Source organism: Nocardioides sp. (genome assembly GCF_004803405.1).
Classification (GTDB): Bacteria; Actinomycetota; Actinomycetes; order Propionibacteriales; family Nocardioidaceae; genus Nocardioides; species Nocardioides vastitatis.
Genome location: NZ_SSXI01000150.1, coordinates 1 through 13,643 on the forward strand (window position 1 = coordinate 1; position 13,643 = coordinate 13,643).

Here is a 13,643-nt window from a genome sequence, read left to right on the forward strand (position 1 = left end):
CACCGCCCACGCCGTTCCGAGAGCGAGGATCGTCTGGACCGCACGGCGCCGATGCCCCGCGGCCGCCCGCGTCACCCGCAGCGCCGCCCAGGGCAGCAGCGCGGCCAGCCCGACGACCAGCACGACCGCACCGGCGAGCACCAGCCAAGCGGTGAGCCCACCCTCGGTGTCCTGAACCACCTCGAATCCCTTGGGCAGGTAGGACCAGTCGCTCGACACGTGGAAGGAGCGATCGAGGAAGAAGTCGAAGCCGAGACCGAGCGCGCGCAGCGCGACCAGAGCCGACGCGAGAAGTCCCAGCAGCAGCGCAGCGATCTGCCGCAACCGGGGCGGCAGCACGACGGCCAGGCCGACCAGCGCGAGCCCCTCGACCGGGATCCGGGCGAAGTCGATGGGACCCAGGCCGTCGGTGAGGCGGGGCGGCTCCAGGGCCACCCACAGGACCGTCGCCGCGACGGCGGTGACGGCCCCGGCCGGGATCGCCGGGCGGTCGGCAAGGGTCGGCGTGGTCCCCAGCGGCTCGTGGCGGAGGCGCCACTGCCACCAGGCGTCCCGGCCGAAGGAGTCCACGAGCAGGAGCAGCGCGACGACCAGGGAGGCCACCGTCAGCCAGCCCGGCAGCAGACCCGAGGCGGCGACGGTCAGCACGATCCCCTGGAGGGCCGCCACGGTCTTGGCGGAGAAGCGCGGTGGGAGTGGCCGCCGTAGCCACGGCAGGAGTCGGCCGGCGGCGACGTAGGCGTAGCGCATGCCGCCGATCGCGAGCACCCACCAGCCCCCCTCCGGCGCGACGTGGACGCTCAGCACCGCGATCAGGAACGCGTCGACCTCCATGTCGAACCTGGCCCCGAACGGGCTCGCCGTGGCGGTGCGCCGGGCGACATACCCGTCGACCGCGTCCAGGACCAGGACCACCGAGCTGAGGGTGACCAGGACCCCCACGTACGGATCGGCCACGAGGCCGTGCAGGGCGAGGGCGGCAACGCCGCAGGCGAGGACGGCGCGGATCAGGGTGACGCGATCGGCCGGACCCAGGTGAACCCGATCCATGGCGCCTCCGTGTGCTAGGTGTGATACGTCTGCTACGGCGAGCTCACGGTGTCAGTTCAACGATGCCCCGGGAAGGACACGGATGGTCGACGAGGCGCTGGCGTTCTGGCTCGCCGAGCCGGGCAGAGGCGAGATCCGGCCGGTCGCGCTGCCGGACCCCCGCGACGGTGAGGTCCGGGTGCGCACGCTGCGGTCGGCGATCAGCCGCGGCACCGAGTCCCTGGTCTTCGCCGGTCGGGTCCCCGCCGCCGAGTTCGAGCGGATGCGGGCGCCGTTCCAGGAGGGGGGCTTCCCCGCTCCGGTCAAGTACGGCTACCTGAACGTGGGCGTCGTCGAGCACGGCCCGAGGGACCTGGAGGGACGCACGGTGTTCTGCCTCTACCCGCACCAGACGGAGTACGTCGTCCCGGCCACCGCGGTGGTCCCCGTGCCCCAGGGTGTCCCGGCGGAGCGGGCGGTGCTCGCGGGCACTCTGGAGACGGCCGTGAACGCGCTCTGGGACGCCGCCCCGCTGGTCGGCGACCGGGTCGCAGTGGTCGGTGGGGGCATGGTGGGGTGCTGCGTCGCCCGGCTGCTAGCGGGCATCCCGGGTCTCCGCGTGACGCTCGTCGACGTCGACCCGGCGCGCGCGGACGTGGCGGCAGGTCTCGGCGTCGACTTCGCCGACCCTGCCGACGCGCCCGGCGGGTGCGACCTCGTCGTCCACACCAGTGCCACCGGCGCCGGGCTCCGGCGCTCGCTCGACCTTCTCTGCCCGGAGGGCACCGTGCTCGATCTCAGCTGGTACGGCGACGCGCCCGTCACGCTCCCGCTCGGGGAGGCGTTCCACTCGTCCCGGCTCACCCTCCGCGCCAGCCAGGTCGGCGAGGTCGCGGCCGCCCGCCGGAGCACCCGCAGCCACCGCGACCGGTTGTCCCTGGCGTTGGAGCTGTTGCGCGACCCGGCCTTCGACGTGCTGCTGACCGGGTGCTCGCCCTTCCGCGATCTCCCCGAGGTGATGGCGGCCGTCGCCTCCGGCTCCCTGCACGGGCTGTGCCACTCGATCAGCTATCAGGAGGCGTGATGTTCCGCGTGACCGTCCGTGGCCACATCATGATCGCGCACAGCCTGCGCGGGGCGGTGTTCGGGCCGGCGCAGGGCCTGCACGGCGCGACGTACGTCGTCGACGCGACGTTCGCAGGACCGGAGCTCGACGACGACGGGATCCTCGTCGACATCGGTCGGGCCGGGACGGAGCTGCACAACGTGCTCGGGGCGCTCAACTACCGCAACCTCGACGAAGACCCGTTGCTAGCGGGGCAGAACACCTCGACGGAGGTGTTGGCCCGCTTCATCGCCGACCGTCTCGCGGAGCGGGTGCAGGCCGGCGGGCTCGGCCCGGGCGGGTCCGCCCTGTCCGGGATCGAGGTCACTTTGCGCGAGTCGCACATCGCCTGGGCCAGCTACGAGCGCTCGCTGTGATCGTCCACTTCGTGGTTCCCGAGGGCATCGACGATCCGATGCGGCCCAGCGGCGGGAACGTGTACGACCGGCGGCTCAGCGACGCGCTCGTCGGGGCGGGCTGGGACGTGCGGGAGCACCGGGTCGCCGGCCAGGCCGAGCTCGCCCCGGTGCTCGGTGCTCTGCCGGACGGCGCGCTCGTGCTGGTCGACGGCCTGGTGGGCTCTACGTCAGAGTCGATGGTGGCGGAGGCGGCCCGGTTGCGCCTGGTGCTCCTTCTTCACATGCCGGTGGCCGAGCGGAACGTGCTGCACGCCGTGAGCTCCGTGGTTACGACGAGCGGGTGGACGCGGCGGTGGGTGGTCACGCATCACGGACTCGACGCCGGACGGATGTACGTGGCGACGCCCGGCGTGGATCTCGGGTCGGTCGCTGCCGACTCGACCGGCGGCGGCCACCTGCTGTGCGTCGGCCCGGTGACGCCTGACAAGGGTCACGACGTGCTCCTCGACGCGCTCGGCGAGGTGAGAGACCTCGACTGGATCTGCCGGTGCGTCGGCGCGCTCGACCTGGACCCGGCGTTCGTGGACCGACTCACCGCGACCGCCCGACGGAGTGGCATCGCCGACCGCGTGACGTTTCCGGGCCCGCTCTCACCCGAGCAGCTCGAGGACGTCCGGTCGGCGACCGACCTCGTGGTGTCCGCGTCGCGCCGTGAGGCGTTCGGCATGGCCGTGGTCGAAGGCCTGGCCCGCGGGATCCCTGTCCTGGCGACCGACGTCGGCGGTCATTCGGAGGCGGTGGGCCGTGCCGACGACGGCACCCTCCCGGGGTTCCTCGTCCCCGCCGGCGATGCCGTCGAGCTGGCCACAGTGCTACGGCGATGGCTGACCGATCCTGAGCTGCGGGAGCGGTGCCGACGGTCGGCCGCCCGCCGTCGTACCGGCCTGGCGACATGGGCCGAGACGGGCCGCACGGTCGCCGAAGTGCTCGCCCGGGTGGCCGCGGTGAACCCAACGCCGCCCGCGTCCGTATCCCCGACCAGCAGGCATCGGTTCGAGGGTTAGGGGAGGCCATCAGCACGACCACGTTCTGGACATGGGCCCGCCCGCTCGCGGGCGCGGCGATCCTCGCCGCGCTCGGGTACCGGTTCGGTGCCGAGCCGTTCCTCGAAGGGCTCCGGCAGACGGACGTCGGTGCACTACTCGTCGCGCTGGTGGTCACGGCGGTCACTACCGCGTGCTGCGCTCGGCGCTGGAGCCTGGTCGCGGAGGGCCTGGGAGTCGCGGTGCCCTTCCGGGCGTCGTACCGAGCCTGCTACCGCGCGCAGTTCCTGAACGCCACGCTGCCCGGCGGCATCCTCGGCGACGTGCACCGCGGCATCCGGCACGGCCGGGACACCGGTGCCATGGCCCGAGGGCTGAGGTCGGTGGCCTGGGACCGGGTCGCCGGCCAGGTGGTGCAGGCCGGGTTGGCCGTCGGCGCGCTGCTGCTCCTCGCGCCGCCGGTGCGGGCGTGGGGGTTGTGGCTGCTGCTCGGCATCGTCCTGGTCGCGGCCGTCGGACGTCTGGTGCTGCCCGGCAGCATCGTCGGACTGCTCCGGGCGGAGATCCGCGCGGTCCTCGGCGGAACCGGCGTCGGGCAGCGCGTCGTGCTCCTCTCTGCGGCCGCGGTCGCGGGGCACGTGGTCGTCTTCGTGGTCGCCGCACGAACGGCGGGGGTCAGCGCCCCGGTCCAGGACCTGGTACCGCTGGGGTTCGTGGTCCTCATGGCGTCGGCGATCCCGCTGAACGTCGCCGGCTGGGGGCCGCGTGAGGGTGCCTCGGCGTGGGTGTTCGGGGCGTCCGGTCTCGGGGCGAGCGCCGGGCTCCAGGTGGCCGTCGTGTACGGCGTGATGGCCCTGGTGGCGACCTTGCCCGGGGGGCTGTTGTGGGGCTCTGCGTCGCCGCGACCCGCCGAGTACAAGACGCGAGGAGGCTCCGCATGGGCGACCGGCCCTACATCGTCCTGAGCTGCAGCATGTCGCTGGACGGCTACCTCGACAGCGCCAGCGAGGGGCGCCTGCTTCTGTCGAACGACGCCGACTTCGACCGGGTGGACGAGGTCCGGTCCGGGTGCGACGCGATCCTCGTGGGGGCGACCACTGTGCGCAAAGACAACCCCGCCCTGCTCATCCGCTCGGAACAGCGACGCCGCCGGCGGATCGCGGAGGGCCTCCCCGCTGCACCGGTCAAGGTCACCGTGACCGCGCGCGGCGAGCTGAACCCGCGCGCGCGGTTCTTCACCCTGGGTGACTCCGAGACGCTCGTCTACTGCCCGACGTCGGCGGCTAGGACCACGTCGGACCGCCTCGGCGCTGTCACCACCGTCGTGGACGGCGGACCGAGGGTTCGGATGCGGGACCTGAGCGAGGACCTCTACGCCCGCGGCGTACGACGCCTGATGGTCGAGGGTGGGGGCACCGTCCACACGCAGTTCCTCACCGAGGGGGTGGCCGACGAGCTGCACCTGGTCGTGGCGCCGTTCTTCGTCGGCGACTCGCGGGCGCGGCGGTTCGTGGGCGACGGCCGGTTCCCCTGGGGTGCCGAGCACCGCGCCACGCTGGTCGAGGTCCGGCCGATCGGCGACGTCGCGCTGCTGCGCTACGCGCTGTCCGACCGGTTCCACCGCAAGTCCTTCCCGGCGGAGGCCTGATGCCGACCGCACTTCCGTACGCGAACGTCCGGACCGAGCTCACCCTGCCGCTCCAGTCGACCGACGGCCTCACCGCGATCGCCCGGGCGTTCACCTTCGACGGCCTGGTCGACGGCCGCGAGCATCTCGCCCTCCGGTTCGACCGGCCGCACGGTCCGCACGACGAGATCCCCCTCGTGCGACTGCACAGCGAGTGCCTGACCGGAGACGTGCTGGGCAGTCAGCGGTGCGACTGCGGGCCGCAGCTGCGCGAGGCGGTCGAGCGGCTCTCCGCGGTCGGCGGCCTGCTGCTGTACCTGCGGCAGGAGGGCCGCGGGATCGGCCTCTACGACAAGTTCGACGCCTACCGGTTGCAGGACGGCGGCCTCGACACCTACCAGGCCAACCTCGCGCTCGGCCACCGCGCGGACGAGCGCGACTACACGGTCGCGGCCCAGATGCTCCGGGCTCTCGGTGTCTACGAGCTGGCGCTGTTGAGCAACAACCCGGACAAGGCCGCCCAGCTTGCCGCTGCGGGGCTGACGATCGCCGAGCGCGTCCCCACTGGCGTGTACGTCTCGCCGGCTAACGCCGACTACCTTGCGGCCAAGGCGCGAGAGGGTGACCACGACCTCGAGGTGGGGTAGCAGCACCAGGCGGAGACGCTCGTCGGGGCCTCTGGATTCTCCAGCGGGGACGCGGTCCGGTGCTTGGGTGACGACCCAGCTGTTGGACCGTCGCCACGCGGGCGAGCTGGTGTCTCTACTGTGTCGCCGTGTCCGAGCGTCAGTCCCTCGCCGGCGGCATGCGCCAGCTGACCCGCGACGGCGGGCGGCGCGGAGTGTCTGTGCTGACCGCGTGCGTGGCCGGGCTCGCGGTGCTCTACGCGCCGATCGCGCTGACCTCGATGTGGTTCGCCTTCGAGCCGGGCGCGCCGCGGCTGCAGGAGCGGCTCGACGCGTGGGTCAGCGGGGACTCCTACGCCACCGGGCACGGGTCGGTCGCGGCCGTGCGGGCGACCGACTACGTCGACCATCGCCTGGTGATGCTCGTGCATACCGTGCTGGGTGGGCTCGCCCTGCTGCTCGCCGCGCTGCAGCTGGTCGCGGTGAGCCGAGCGCGGCGGCACCTGCACCGGCTGGTCGGACGCGCCTACTTCGCCCTGATGACGGCCAGCATGGCGGCGGCGCTGGTCTTCCTGGTGGTGAGCCCGCAGGTGCCGGTCGTCGGGCAGGTTGCCTTCCGCTGGCAGCTGTGGGTGCTGGCCCTGAGCACGCTGGGCTCGGCGTGGCTGGCGCTGTCGGCTGCCCGGCGAGGCGACGTGGTCGCCCACCGGGCGTGGATGGCGCTGAACATCGCGTTCATGCTGACCGCGCCCGTCCTCCGCCTGACGTGGACCGTGCTGGGACCCCTGTTTCCCGAGCACGACATGCTCACCAACCTCGAGGTCGGCGCCGTCGTGCTTGCGGTGGCTGCTCCCGCGGGTGGCGCACTGGTCCTCATGCTGCAGGGCGCCTCGCGGCGCGGCCCCGACCTGCCCGCCGGCCGAGGACTCGCGAGTCGTCGCCGGTACGTCGCGCTGGCCGGGCTGGGGTGCGCGCTCGTGGTCGTCTCCCACCCCGGGGAGGCAGCCGGCCCCGCCGGGTACCCGTGGTTCCACGTGGCCCCGGTCCTCGGCCTGCTGGTGATCTGCGGGATCGGAGAGCGGCGGACCCGGGGCGGAGAGTCGGAATCGCGGGAGTGGGAGGCCCTCGTCCTCGGCGTCGCGCTGGCGCCGTGGGCAGCGATCCTCGTCGGCGTCGCGGCGGCGACGTCCATCGGTGCCACGGAGGCTTACCTAGCGGGCCTCATGGTCGCGCCGGGGGTTCCGATCGTCGCTGCCTTCGGCTGGATCGTGGGCCGACGGGCGCGAGCGGAACATCGCGGCGTCGAGGCCTCAGTCACCGTGACGGCCGGCCAGCACCGCTAGGAGCGCTCCACGGCCAGGTCCGCGCCGCCGCCCTGCGCCTGGTACACCAGGGCCAGCGCGACATCCACGACCCGGACGTTCGTCTCCGACGACAGCTTCCTGAGCACGTGGAAGGCCTCGTCAGCGCTGCACCGCCGATCAGCCATGATCATGCCCTTCGCCTGGTCGATGGTCGCCCGGGAGGTGAGCGCCCGACGCAGGTGCAGGACCTCTTCGACCAGGGCCTGGTGCTGCCGTATCCGCGTCGCGACGGCGTGCAGGTGCTCGGCCAGTGCCTGGCCGTGGGCGCCGTCGCCGGCGGCCGAGGTGCTCGCGACGACGTCGCGGTAGCCGGTCAGCGCCCGGTACAGATCCTCACCGACGGGCGTGATGTCCTGGACCTGGTGCACCACGCCGATCACCCGGTCGCCGTCCATCACCGGGCTGTTGGTCGGCTGCCAGACCCGCGACACCCACGTGCCGGTCCGTCGGTCGACGACGTCGTAGCGCTGCACCAGCATGTCGTGCGGACGCCGCCTGGTCAGGACCTTGTCGAGGGACGCGCTGAGGTTGGCGACGCCGTCCGCGTGGGGGTCCTCGGGGTTGTCGGGGAACGCGTCGAACACCTGCATCAAGAGCACGTCGTCGGCCGAGAGTCCCACGGTGTCCTCGTACGCCCTGTTGACCGCCTTGATCACCAGGTCGGTGTCCAGGAGCAGGATCGGGGTGGGGATCGCGTCGAAGATGGGGTCGCGATGCCGACGGCTGATGGGATCCACCGGGGTCTCCTCATACCAGAGGACGAACAGACGGTGCCCGGTTTCTGGAGCGTCGTCCTCATGACCCTGACGCGGCTTCGGAGCCGCCGGATCAGGACCCATTCTAGGCGAGGCCCGGCCCACCTCGCCGCGCGGTCACCGGCTAGGCCGCCGTGGGGTGGGTACAGCGAGACATGGCCACGTTCGGATACTTCCTCTCGACCGAGGAGCACACGCCACAGGACCTCGTCGAGCAGGCCCGTCTCGCCGAGGACGCAGGCTTCGACGCGCTCTGGATCAGCGACCACTTCCACCCGTGGAACGACGAGCAGGGTCACAGTCCGTTCGTGTGGTCCCTCATCGGGGCGATCTCCCAGGTGACGTCCCTGCCGGTCACCACCGCCGTCACCTGTCCGATCATGCGCCTGGGTCCGGTGATCACGGCCCAGGCCGCGGCCACCTCGGCCGTGATGCTCGGCGGCCGGTTCCGGCTGGGTGTCGGCACCGGCGAGGCGCTCAACGAGCACGTCCTGGGTGATCCCTGGCCCTCGGCCCCCCGGCGGTTGGAGATGCTCGAGGAATCGGTCGCGCTGATGCGGGAGCTGTGGAGCGGTGAGGTCGTGGAGCACCACGGCACGTACTACACCGCCGAGAACGCCCAGATCTACACGCGCCCGGACCAGCCGCCGGAGGTGTGGATGTCGGCGTTCGGGACCAAGGCCGCCGAGGTCGCGGCGCGGATCAGCGACGGTCTGGTCACGACCACGGTGGACGAGGAGGTGCTGACCGCCTTCCGCGACGGGGGCGGCACGCGGACCAGCGTCGGCTTCAAGGTGTGCTGGGCCGACTCCGAGGACGAGGGCGTCGCGATCGCGCACCGGCTCTGGGCCAACGCCGGACTCCCCGGTGAGCTCGCCCAGATCCTCCCCACACCCCGCCACTTCGAGCAGGCCAGCCAGCTCGTCCCCGAGGAGTCGACCCGTGACAGCGTCACCTGCGGCTCCGACACCGGGCGGCACCTCGCGGCCTACGACGAGTACCTGAAGGCGGGATTCGACGAGATCTACGTCGGCAACATGGGCCACAACTACCGCCCCATGCTCGAGGCGTACGGCGAGACGGTGCTCCCGGCGCTGCGCGCAGCCTCCTGAGACGCCGGCCGGGCCCTCACCGTCAGCCGAGCGCGACGGCGACTCTCGCCATCTGCTCCGGATCGTCACGTCGCAGAGCCGCTACCGGAACCATCGGCACGCCGCGGCTCGTTGTCCCACCGGACCTGTCCGTGCCGGCTACGCGAGGAGCCTCATGTCCGCGAAGGTGCCCGCTGGGCTCTCCACCGAACTGCCCGCCGGGCCGGATCTCTCCGAGCTCGCCCAGGAGCTCGGGCAGTTCGTGATGACCTACAAGTTCGGGCTCGAGGAGATGCTGACCAAGATCAACATCCTTCGCGAGGAGCTCGCGTTCCGGGGCGACGGCAACCCGATCGAGCACGTCAGCTCCCGATTGAAGTCGATCGACAGCATCCGAGCGAAGGCCGAGCGGATCGGCTGCCCGCTGCGGCTCGACGCGATCGCGAAGCAGGTCGTCGACGTCGCGGGCATCAGGGTCGTGTGCAGCTTCATCTCCGACGCCTACCGCGTCCTGGACATGCTGACCGGCCAGCCCGACGTCACGGTGGTGCGGATCAAGGACTACATCGCGTACCCCAAGGCCAACGGCTACCGCAGCCTGCACGCGATCGTCGAGATCCCGGTCTTCCTCTCCGAGGAGGTGCGACGCGTTCCCGTCGAGCTGCAGATCCGGACCGTGGCCATGGACTTCTGGGCCAGCGTCGAGCACAAGATCTACTACAAGTACGAGCAGGAGATCCCCGCCGCGCTGGTCGAGGAGCTGTCGGCGGCCGCCCGGGTCGCGCACGAGCTCGACGAGCGGATGGCCGAGCTCCACCGCACCGTCCACGGCGTGGCACACGACGGGGCCGCACACGACGGGGCCGCACACGACGGGGCCGCACATGACGGCGCGGCCCCGTCCGCAGGAGGACGGGGCCGCGCCTGAGTGGTTGCGGATCAGCCTCCGAGAGGGCTGGTGAAGCGGCGGTACTGCCGCGCCACCTCAGCCCCGCTGAGGTCGGTGTCGAAGAACATCAAGGTGTCCATCCGGCAGTTGCAGGGGTTCCGCTCGGAGCCGTTCTGGGGGAACGAGCCGCCGATCTTGATCCCGCGGGGGTCGGTCGCCGAGGCACCGGAGCCGTCGACCTGCCATGGGTCGCCGGGGTTGGTGTAGAACCCGTCGAGCGGCTGACCGTTGCGGTAGAGCGCCATCTCGCCCGTGGTGTAGTCGAAGGTGGCGGCGATGTGCACCCACTCACCCTGCGGCAGCAGCTCCCGCCAGTCCTGCGACGCCGCGAAGGTCTGCGACGAGCCGGTGTCGATGCGGCGACCGAGCGCGACGAGGCGCAGCTCACCGTTGACCTGGATCAGCTCGAGCAGGGCCCGGACGCCGTGTCCGTCGGAGTTGCCACTGAGCACGCCGGCCAGCCCGATGGCGTTGTAGCCCGGCGTCGGGTTCTGCCCGGTCATCTTGACCCAGCCCATCACGGTGATGCCCTTCGCGCCGTTGAAGGCGCGCAGCGACTCGGCGCCGTCCCCGTCCCAGACGCCCGCCTTCCACGCGGTTCCGGTGGGTGACTCGGCGGCGCTGTGGATCTGCAGCGCGTTGCGGCTGCCCGGGTAGGCGCCGTCGTCGACCCGCATCCGCTCGCCGCCGTTGACCATCCGCAGCAGCGTCCGGGAGAGCCCCTGGTCCTCCTCGTAGCCGTCATTGGCCGCGAACGGGTGCTCGAAGTCGTACGACGCCACGAGGTCGTCCCGCAGGGCGGGCTCCACCTCCTGCGGCACCGGCGCCTCCTTGGTGTCCACGACCTTCCAGATCTTGCCGTTGCCCTTGGCCAGCAGGTAGAGGTTCCGGTCGGAGTCGGTGCCGAAGCGCAGGTCGATCCTGCCGTCGCCGACGAAGTCCGGCATCCGCATCCGGTTGCCCTCGGTGTCCCACAGCTGCAGCTCGTTGACCCGCGCCTCGCGCGGGCCGTTGCGCTGGAACTCGTCGACCTCGCTGTAGAGCACGCGGCCCTCGACCAGGTCGCCGAAGACGTACTTGCCCTGCAGGTCGTCGAGCTGCCCGCGGTAGACCAGGCCACCGGAGATGGCGTGGCCGGAGTCGGAGTTGCACGGCCAGTTGGCCGGCGGGTCGTGGTCGTAGGAGGTGACCGGGTAGACGTAGCCGGCGTTCTCCATCTCCTCGGTCAGCGGGTAGAGGTAGCACTGGTTCTGGTTGCGGTAGGCCAGGCGGCCCTCGATGACCGGCCAACCGAAGTTGTCGCCGGCCTCGACGTCGTACACCGCCTCGACGGCGTGCTGGCCGATGTGGCCCATATACATGTCGTGGTCGCCCTCCGCGTCCCAGCTGAACCGGTGCGGGTCGCGCATGCCGACGGCGTAGATCTCCCCGAGCGCCCCGGGCTCGTCGACGAACGGGTTCGAGGCGGGGATGCCGTACTCGCCGTTCGGGCTGTTCGAGCCGAGCGGGTCGATCCGCAGGATCTTGCCCGCGGGGGTGGAGAGGTCCTGCGGGACGTCGCTGCTGACGCCGATCCCGCCGTCGCCCACGGCGAGATAGAGCAGACCGTAGTCCTCGTCACCGGGCTGTGCCGTGGAGTTGAAGTCGATCTGCTGGATGGCGTGGATCTGCGTCCGGAAGCCGAACCGGAAGATCTCCCGCTTGGTGCCGGAGAAGGTGTCGGCGGCCGGGTCGTCGGCGGTCCACTCGGTGATGACGCTCTGCACGGTGGACGGCGTCTGCGCCGGGTAGGTCGACGCGAACGGCGCGTTCCCGGCGTCGGTGTGAACGGTGTAGAGCTTGCCGTTCTCCTCGAACTCGGGGTGGAAGGCGGCGAAGCCGAAGCCGGAGCCCATGCCGCGCCAGGCGAAGAAGTGCGGGTACTGCGCCTTCACGTCCAGGTACTCGGTGTGCTGGCCGTCCTCCAGCACGTACAGGGAGCCGTTGAGGTCCGGGACGTACATGCGGCCCGACCCGTCCGGCATCTCGCCGATGTAGTTGATCCGGTTGTGCCGGGTGCCGATCCGGCCGTCGGTCCACGGACCGTTCGGCTCGGACTTCGGCAGCTGGGCGTACTCCTCGAGCACGAGGCCGAGGCTGGACGGTCGAATCTTCGCAGGGATGGGGTCGGTGATGGGGGTGTCCGGGTCGGCGGCCGTGGCCGTCGGCGCGAGCGGGGTGAAGGTGGCCGCGATCAGCGAAGCTGCCGCGGCACTCACCCACCAGCGTGTTGTGCGCATCGGTTCTTGTCCCTCACTGTGGGGTTGGTTGGTGACAACTGCTGCCGGTGGCAGCCGGCAGCCCTCGCCGGCCCCGGGTCCGCTGGCGGATGGCCGGCGGGCCTGGGGCCGACGGGGATCAGGGGGTGCCGGGGTGGGCTGCGGTGCCCACGACCGAGTAGTGCCGGGCGCGTCCGTAGTTGTCGAAGGAGCCGAAGCCCACCCGACCGCCGGAGTACGTCGTGTCCGTGGCCGTCATCAGCGGCGCGGTCGCCCGGTCGACGAAGACCGCGATGGCGCCGGTGTCGGCGTCGTAGTCCACGCGGACGTCGTGCCAGTCGGTGTCGCTGATCGCCGGCGGTGCGCCCACGGACCCGTTCCACTGGTCGTCGATCCGGCGCCGGTCGGCGTTGTCGACCACGAAGATCCCGTTGTGCGGGTAGATCGTGTTGTCCTGGGAGAGGTGGGCGTAGTAGAAGCGCGTCGGCGACTGGTAGTTCCAGATCACGATGACGTCGCGGTTGCTGAACCGGACCGGCTCGTCGATCCGCACCTCGGCGGAGATGCTCACCGACTCCAGCGCCGGGCCGTGGGTGACCACCGCGTACTCGAACGGGCGCCGCGGGCCGCCGGGGTTGGTGCCGCGCTCGGTGAGCACCACCTGGCCGTGCTCGAAGGACCACTTCGCGTCGGTCAGCGGGTCCCAGTGCTGTGGGGTCGGCGCCGCGTAGACCCGCACCTGCGCGGGAGCCACGGGGTCGCCGGCCGCCGCTGGGCCGGGTCCTCCGAGCAGCGCCGCCCCGAAGCCGGCACTGGCTGCGAGCGCGACGGCGCCGCGCGTCCGGATGCGATGTCGCGTGCGGTACATGTGCTCATTCCTTCCGAGTTTCGGGGAGGTCCCCCAGGAATCCGTGATCGCTAGAGCTGCGGTTCCACGAGCTCGACGTAGCGACGCGCGAGCGTGTCCAGGACGACGTCGCCGTCGGCTGCCCACACGTCGGCGTTGAAGATCTCGACCTCGACGTCGCCGCGGTAGCCGGCGGCGGCAACGCAGCGGGAGAGGAGCGCGAAGTCGATGTGACCGTCGCCCATCATCCCGCGGGAGAGCAGCGCGTCCGGCGGCAGCGGCGTGATCCAGTCGCACACCTGGTACGACGCGACCCGGCTGCCGGCACGCGCGATCTGCTCCTCGACGCCCGGCTCCCACCAGACATGGAAGGTGTCGACGACGACGCCCACCGCCTCGATCGGCAGCGGCGCGGCGATGTCGAGCGCCTGGGCGAGAGTGGACACGACACCGCGGTCCGCGGCAAAGATCGGGTGCATCGGCTCGATGGCGAGGCGTACGCCGACCGCGAGCGCATGCGGCACCAGCTGCTCGATCGCGTCGGCCGCCCGCGCCCGCGCACCACGGAGGTCGCGGTCGCCGGGGGGCAG

General features: G+C 71.7%; 14 protein-coding genes. 9 read left to right on the top strand and 5 right to left on the bottom strand.

The window, feature by feature from the left end:
• The coding region (locus E7Z54_RS10930) for a CDP-alcohol phosphatidyltransferase family protein (RefSeq protein ID WP_136433626.1) at positions 1-1,050 on the bottom strand (1,050 nt) is incomplete at its 3' end.
• 82 nt (positions 1,051-1,132) lie between these two features.
• On the opposite strand from E7Z54_RS10930, the gene E7Z54_RS10935 reads away from it, so the two are divergent.
• From E7Z54_RS10935 to E7Z54_RS10965, 7 genes are all read left to right on the top strand, one after another.
• On the top strand, positions 1,133-2,113 hold the full coding sequence (locus E7Z54_RS10935; protein WP_136433628.1) for a zinc-dependent alcohol dehydrogenase: 981 nt from the start codon (positions 1,133-1,135) through the stop codon (positions 2,111-2,113).
• Positions 2,113-2,511, top strand: coding sequence for a 6-pyruvoyl trahydropterin synthase family protein (locus E7Z54_RS10940; protein ID WP_136433630.1), 399 nt, complete (start codon positions 2,113-2,115; stop codon positions 2,509-2,511). Before E7Z54_RS10935 ends, E7Z54_RS10940 begins: the two co-directional genes overlap by 1 nt.
• Positions 2,508-3,557, top strand: a complete 1,050-nt coding sequence (locus tag E7Z54_RS10945; RefSeq protein WP_206056143.1) for a glycosyltransferase family 4 protein — start codon at positions 2,508-2,510, stop codon at positions 3,555-3,557. The genes E7Z54_RS10940 and E7Z54_RS10945 overlap by 4 nt, the downstream gene beginning before the upstream one ends.
• A complete protein-coding gene (locus E7Z54_RS10950; protein ID WP_136433631.1) occupies positions 3,446-4,501 on the top strand; it encodes a lysylphosphatidylglycerol synthase transmembrane domain-containing protein in 1,056 nt (351 codons plus the stop codon). The genes E7Z54_RS10945 and E7Z54_RS10950 overlap by 112 nt, the downstream gene beginning before the upstream one ends.
• Entirely contained in the window at positions 4,474-5,184 is a 711-nt protein-coding gene (locus E7Z54_RS10955; RefSeq protein ID WP_136433633.1) for a RibD family protein, read from the top strand. Before E7Z54_RS10950 ends, E7Z54_RS10955 begins: the two co-directional genes overlap by 28 nt.
• A complete protein-coding gene (locus tag E7Z54_RS10960; RefSeq protein ID WP_136433635.1) occupies positions 5,184-5,810 on the top strand; it encodes a GTP cyclohydrolase II in 627 nt (208 codons plus the stop codon). The genes E7Z54_RS10955 and E7Z54_RS10960 overlap by 1 nt, the downstream gene beginning before the upstream one ends.
• A 128-nt stretch (positions 5,811-5,938) precedes the next feature.
• Positions 5,939-7,132, top strand: a complete 1,194-nt coding sequence (locus tag E7Z54_RS10965) for a DUF2306 domain-containing protein (RefSeq protein WP_136433637.1) — start codon at positions 5,939-5,941, stop codon at positions 7,130-7,132.
• Here the strand turns inward: E7Z54_RS10965 and E7Z54_RS10970 are convergent.
• Complete coding sequence (locus tag E7Z54_RS10970; RefSeq protein WP_168798276.1) at positions 7,129-7,890, bottom strand: ANTAR domain-containing protein; 762 nt, start codon at positions 7,888-7,890, stop codon at positions 7,129-7,131. The genes E7Z54_RS10965 and E7Z54_RS10970 overlap by 4 nt on opposite strands.
• 173 nt (positions 7,891-8,063) lie before the next feature.
• Between E7Z54_RS10970 and E7Z54_RS10975 the strand changes: the two genes are divergently transcribed.
• Positions 8,064-9,020, top strand: coding sequence for a TIGR03557 family F420-dependent LLM class oxidoreductase (locus E7Z54_RS10975; protein ID WP_136433640.1), 957 nt, complete (start codon positions 8,064-8,066; stop codon positions 9,018-9,020).
• A gap of 154 nt (positions 9,021-9,174) precedes the next feature.
• Complete coding sequence (locus E7Z54_RS10980; RefSeq protein ID WP_136433642.1) at positions 9,175-9,927, top strand: GTP pyrophosphokinase; 753 nt, start codon at positions 9,175-9,177, stop codon at positions 9,925-9,927.
• Between the two features lie 11 nt (positions 9,928-9,938).
• On the opposite strand, the gene E7Z54_RS10985 is transcribed toward E7Z54_RS10980, so the two are convergent.
• The 3 genes from E7Z54_RS10985 to E7Z54_RS10995 form a co-directional block, all read right to left on the bottom strand.
• The gene (locus tag E7Z54_RS10985; protein ID WP_136433644.1) at positions 9,939-12,227 is read right to left on the bottom strand and encodes a PQQ-dependent sugar dehydrogenase; all 2,289 of its coding nucleotides are present in this window, start codon (positions 12,225-12,227) and stop codon (positions 9,939-9,941) included.
• Positions 12,228-12,345: 118 nt separating this feature from the next.
• Entirely contained in the window at positions 12,346-13,074 is a 729-nt protein-coding gene (locus E7Z54_RS10990) for a hypothetical protein (RefSeq protein ID WP_206056144.1), read from the bottom strand.
• 50 nt (positions 13,075-13,124) lie between these two features.
• A partial coding sequence (locus E7Z54_RS10995) for a sugar phosphate isomerase/epimerase family protein (RefSeq protein WP_136433646.1) occupies positions 13,125-13,643 on the bottom strand: 519 nt, incomplete at its 5' end.

What these genes read in the sequence shown, in the direction of transcription:
- E7Z54_RS10935 (WP_136433628.1), top strand. Translation starts at nt 1,133, where the DNA reads ATGGTCGACGAGGCGCTGGCGTTCTGGCTCGCCGAGCCGGGCAGAGGC.
- E7Z54_RS10940 (WP_136433630.1), top strand. Translation starts at nt 2,113, where the DNA reads ATGTTCCGCGTGACCGTCCGTGGCCACATCATGATCGCGCACAGCCTG.
- E7Z54_RS10950 (WP_136433631.1), top strand. Translation starts at nt 3,446, where the DNA reads ATGGGCCGAGACGGGCCGCACGGTCGCCGAAGTGCTCGCCCGGGTGGC.
- E7Z54_RS10955 (WP_136433633.1), top strand. Translation starts at nt 4,474, where the DNA reads ATGGGCGACCGGCCCTACATCGTCCTGAGCTGCAGCATGTCGCTGGAC.
- E7Z54_RS10960 (WP_136433635.1), top strand. Translation starts at nt 5,184, where the DNA reads ATGCCGACCGCACTTCCGTACGCGAACGTCCGGACCGAGCTCACCCTG.
- E7Z54_RS10975 (WP_136433640.1), top strand. Translation starts at nt 8,064, where the DNA reads ATGGCCACGTTCGGATACTTCCTCTCGACCGAGGAGCACACGCCACAG.
- E7Z54_RS10980 (WP_136433642.1), top strand. Translation starts at nt 9,175, where the DNA reads ATGTCCGCGAAGGTGCCCGCTGGGCTCTCCACCGAACTGCCCGCCGGG.
- E7Z54_RS10985 (WP_136433644.1), bottom strand. Translation starts at nt 12,227, where the DNA reads ATGCGCACAACACGCTGGTGGGTGAGTGCCGCGGCAGCTTCGCTGATC.
- E7Z54_RS10990 (WP_206056144.1), bottom strand. Translation starts at nt 13,074, where the DNA reads ATGTACCGCACGCGACATCGCATCCGGACGCGCGGCGCCGTCGCGCTC.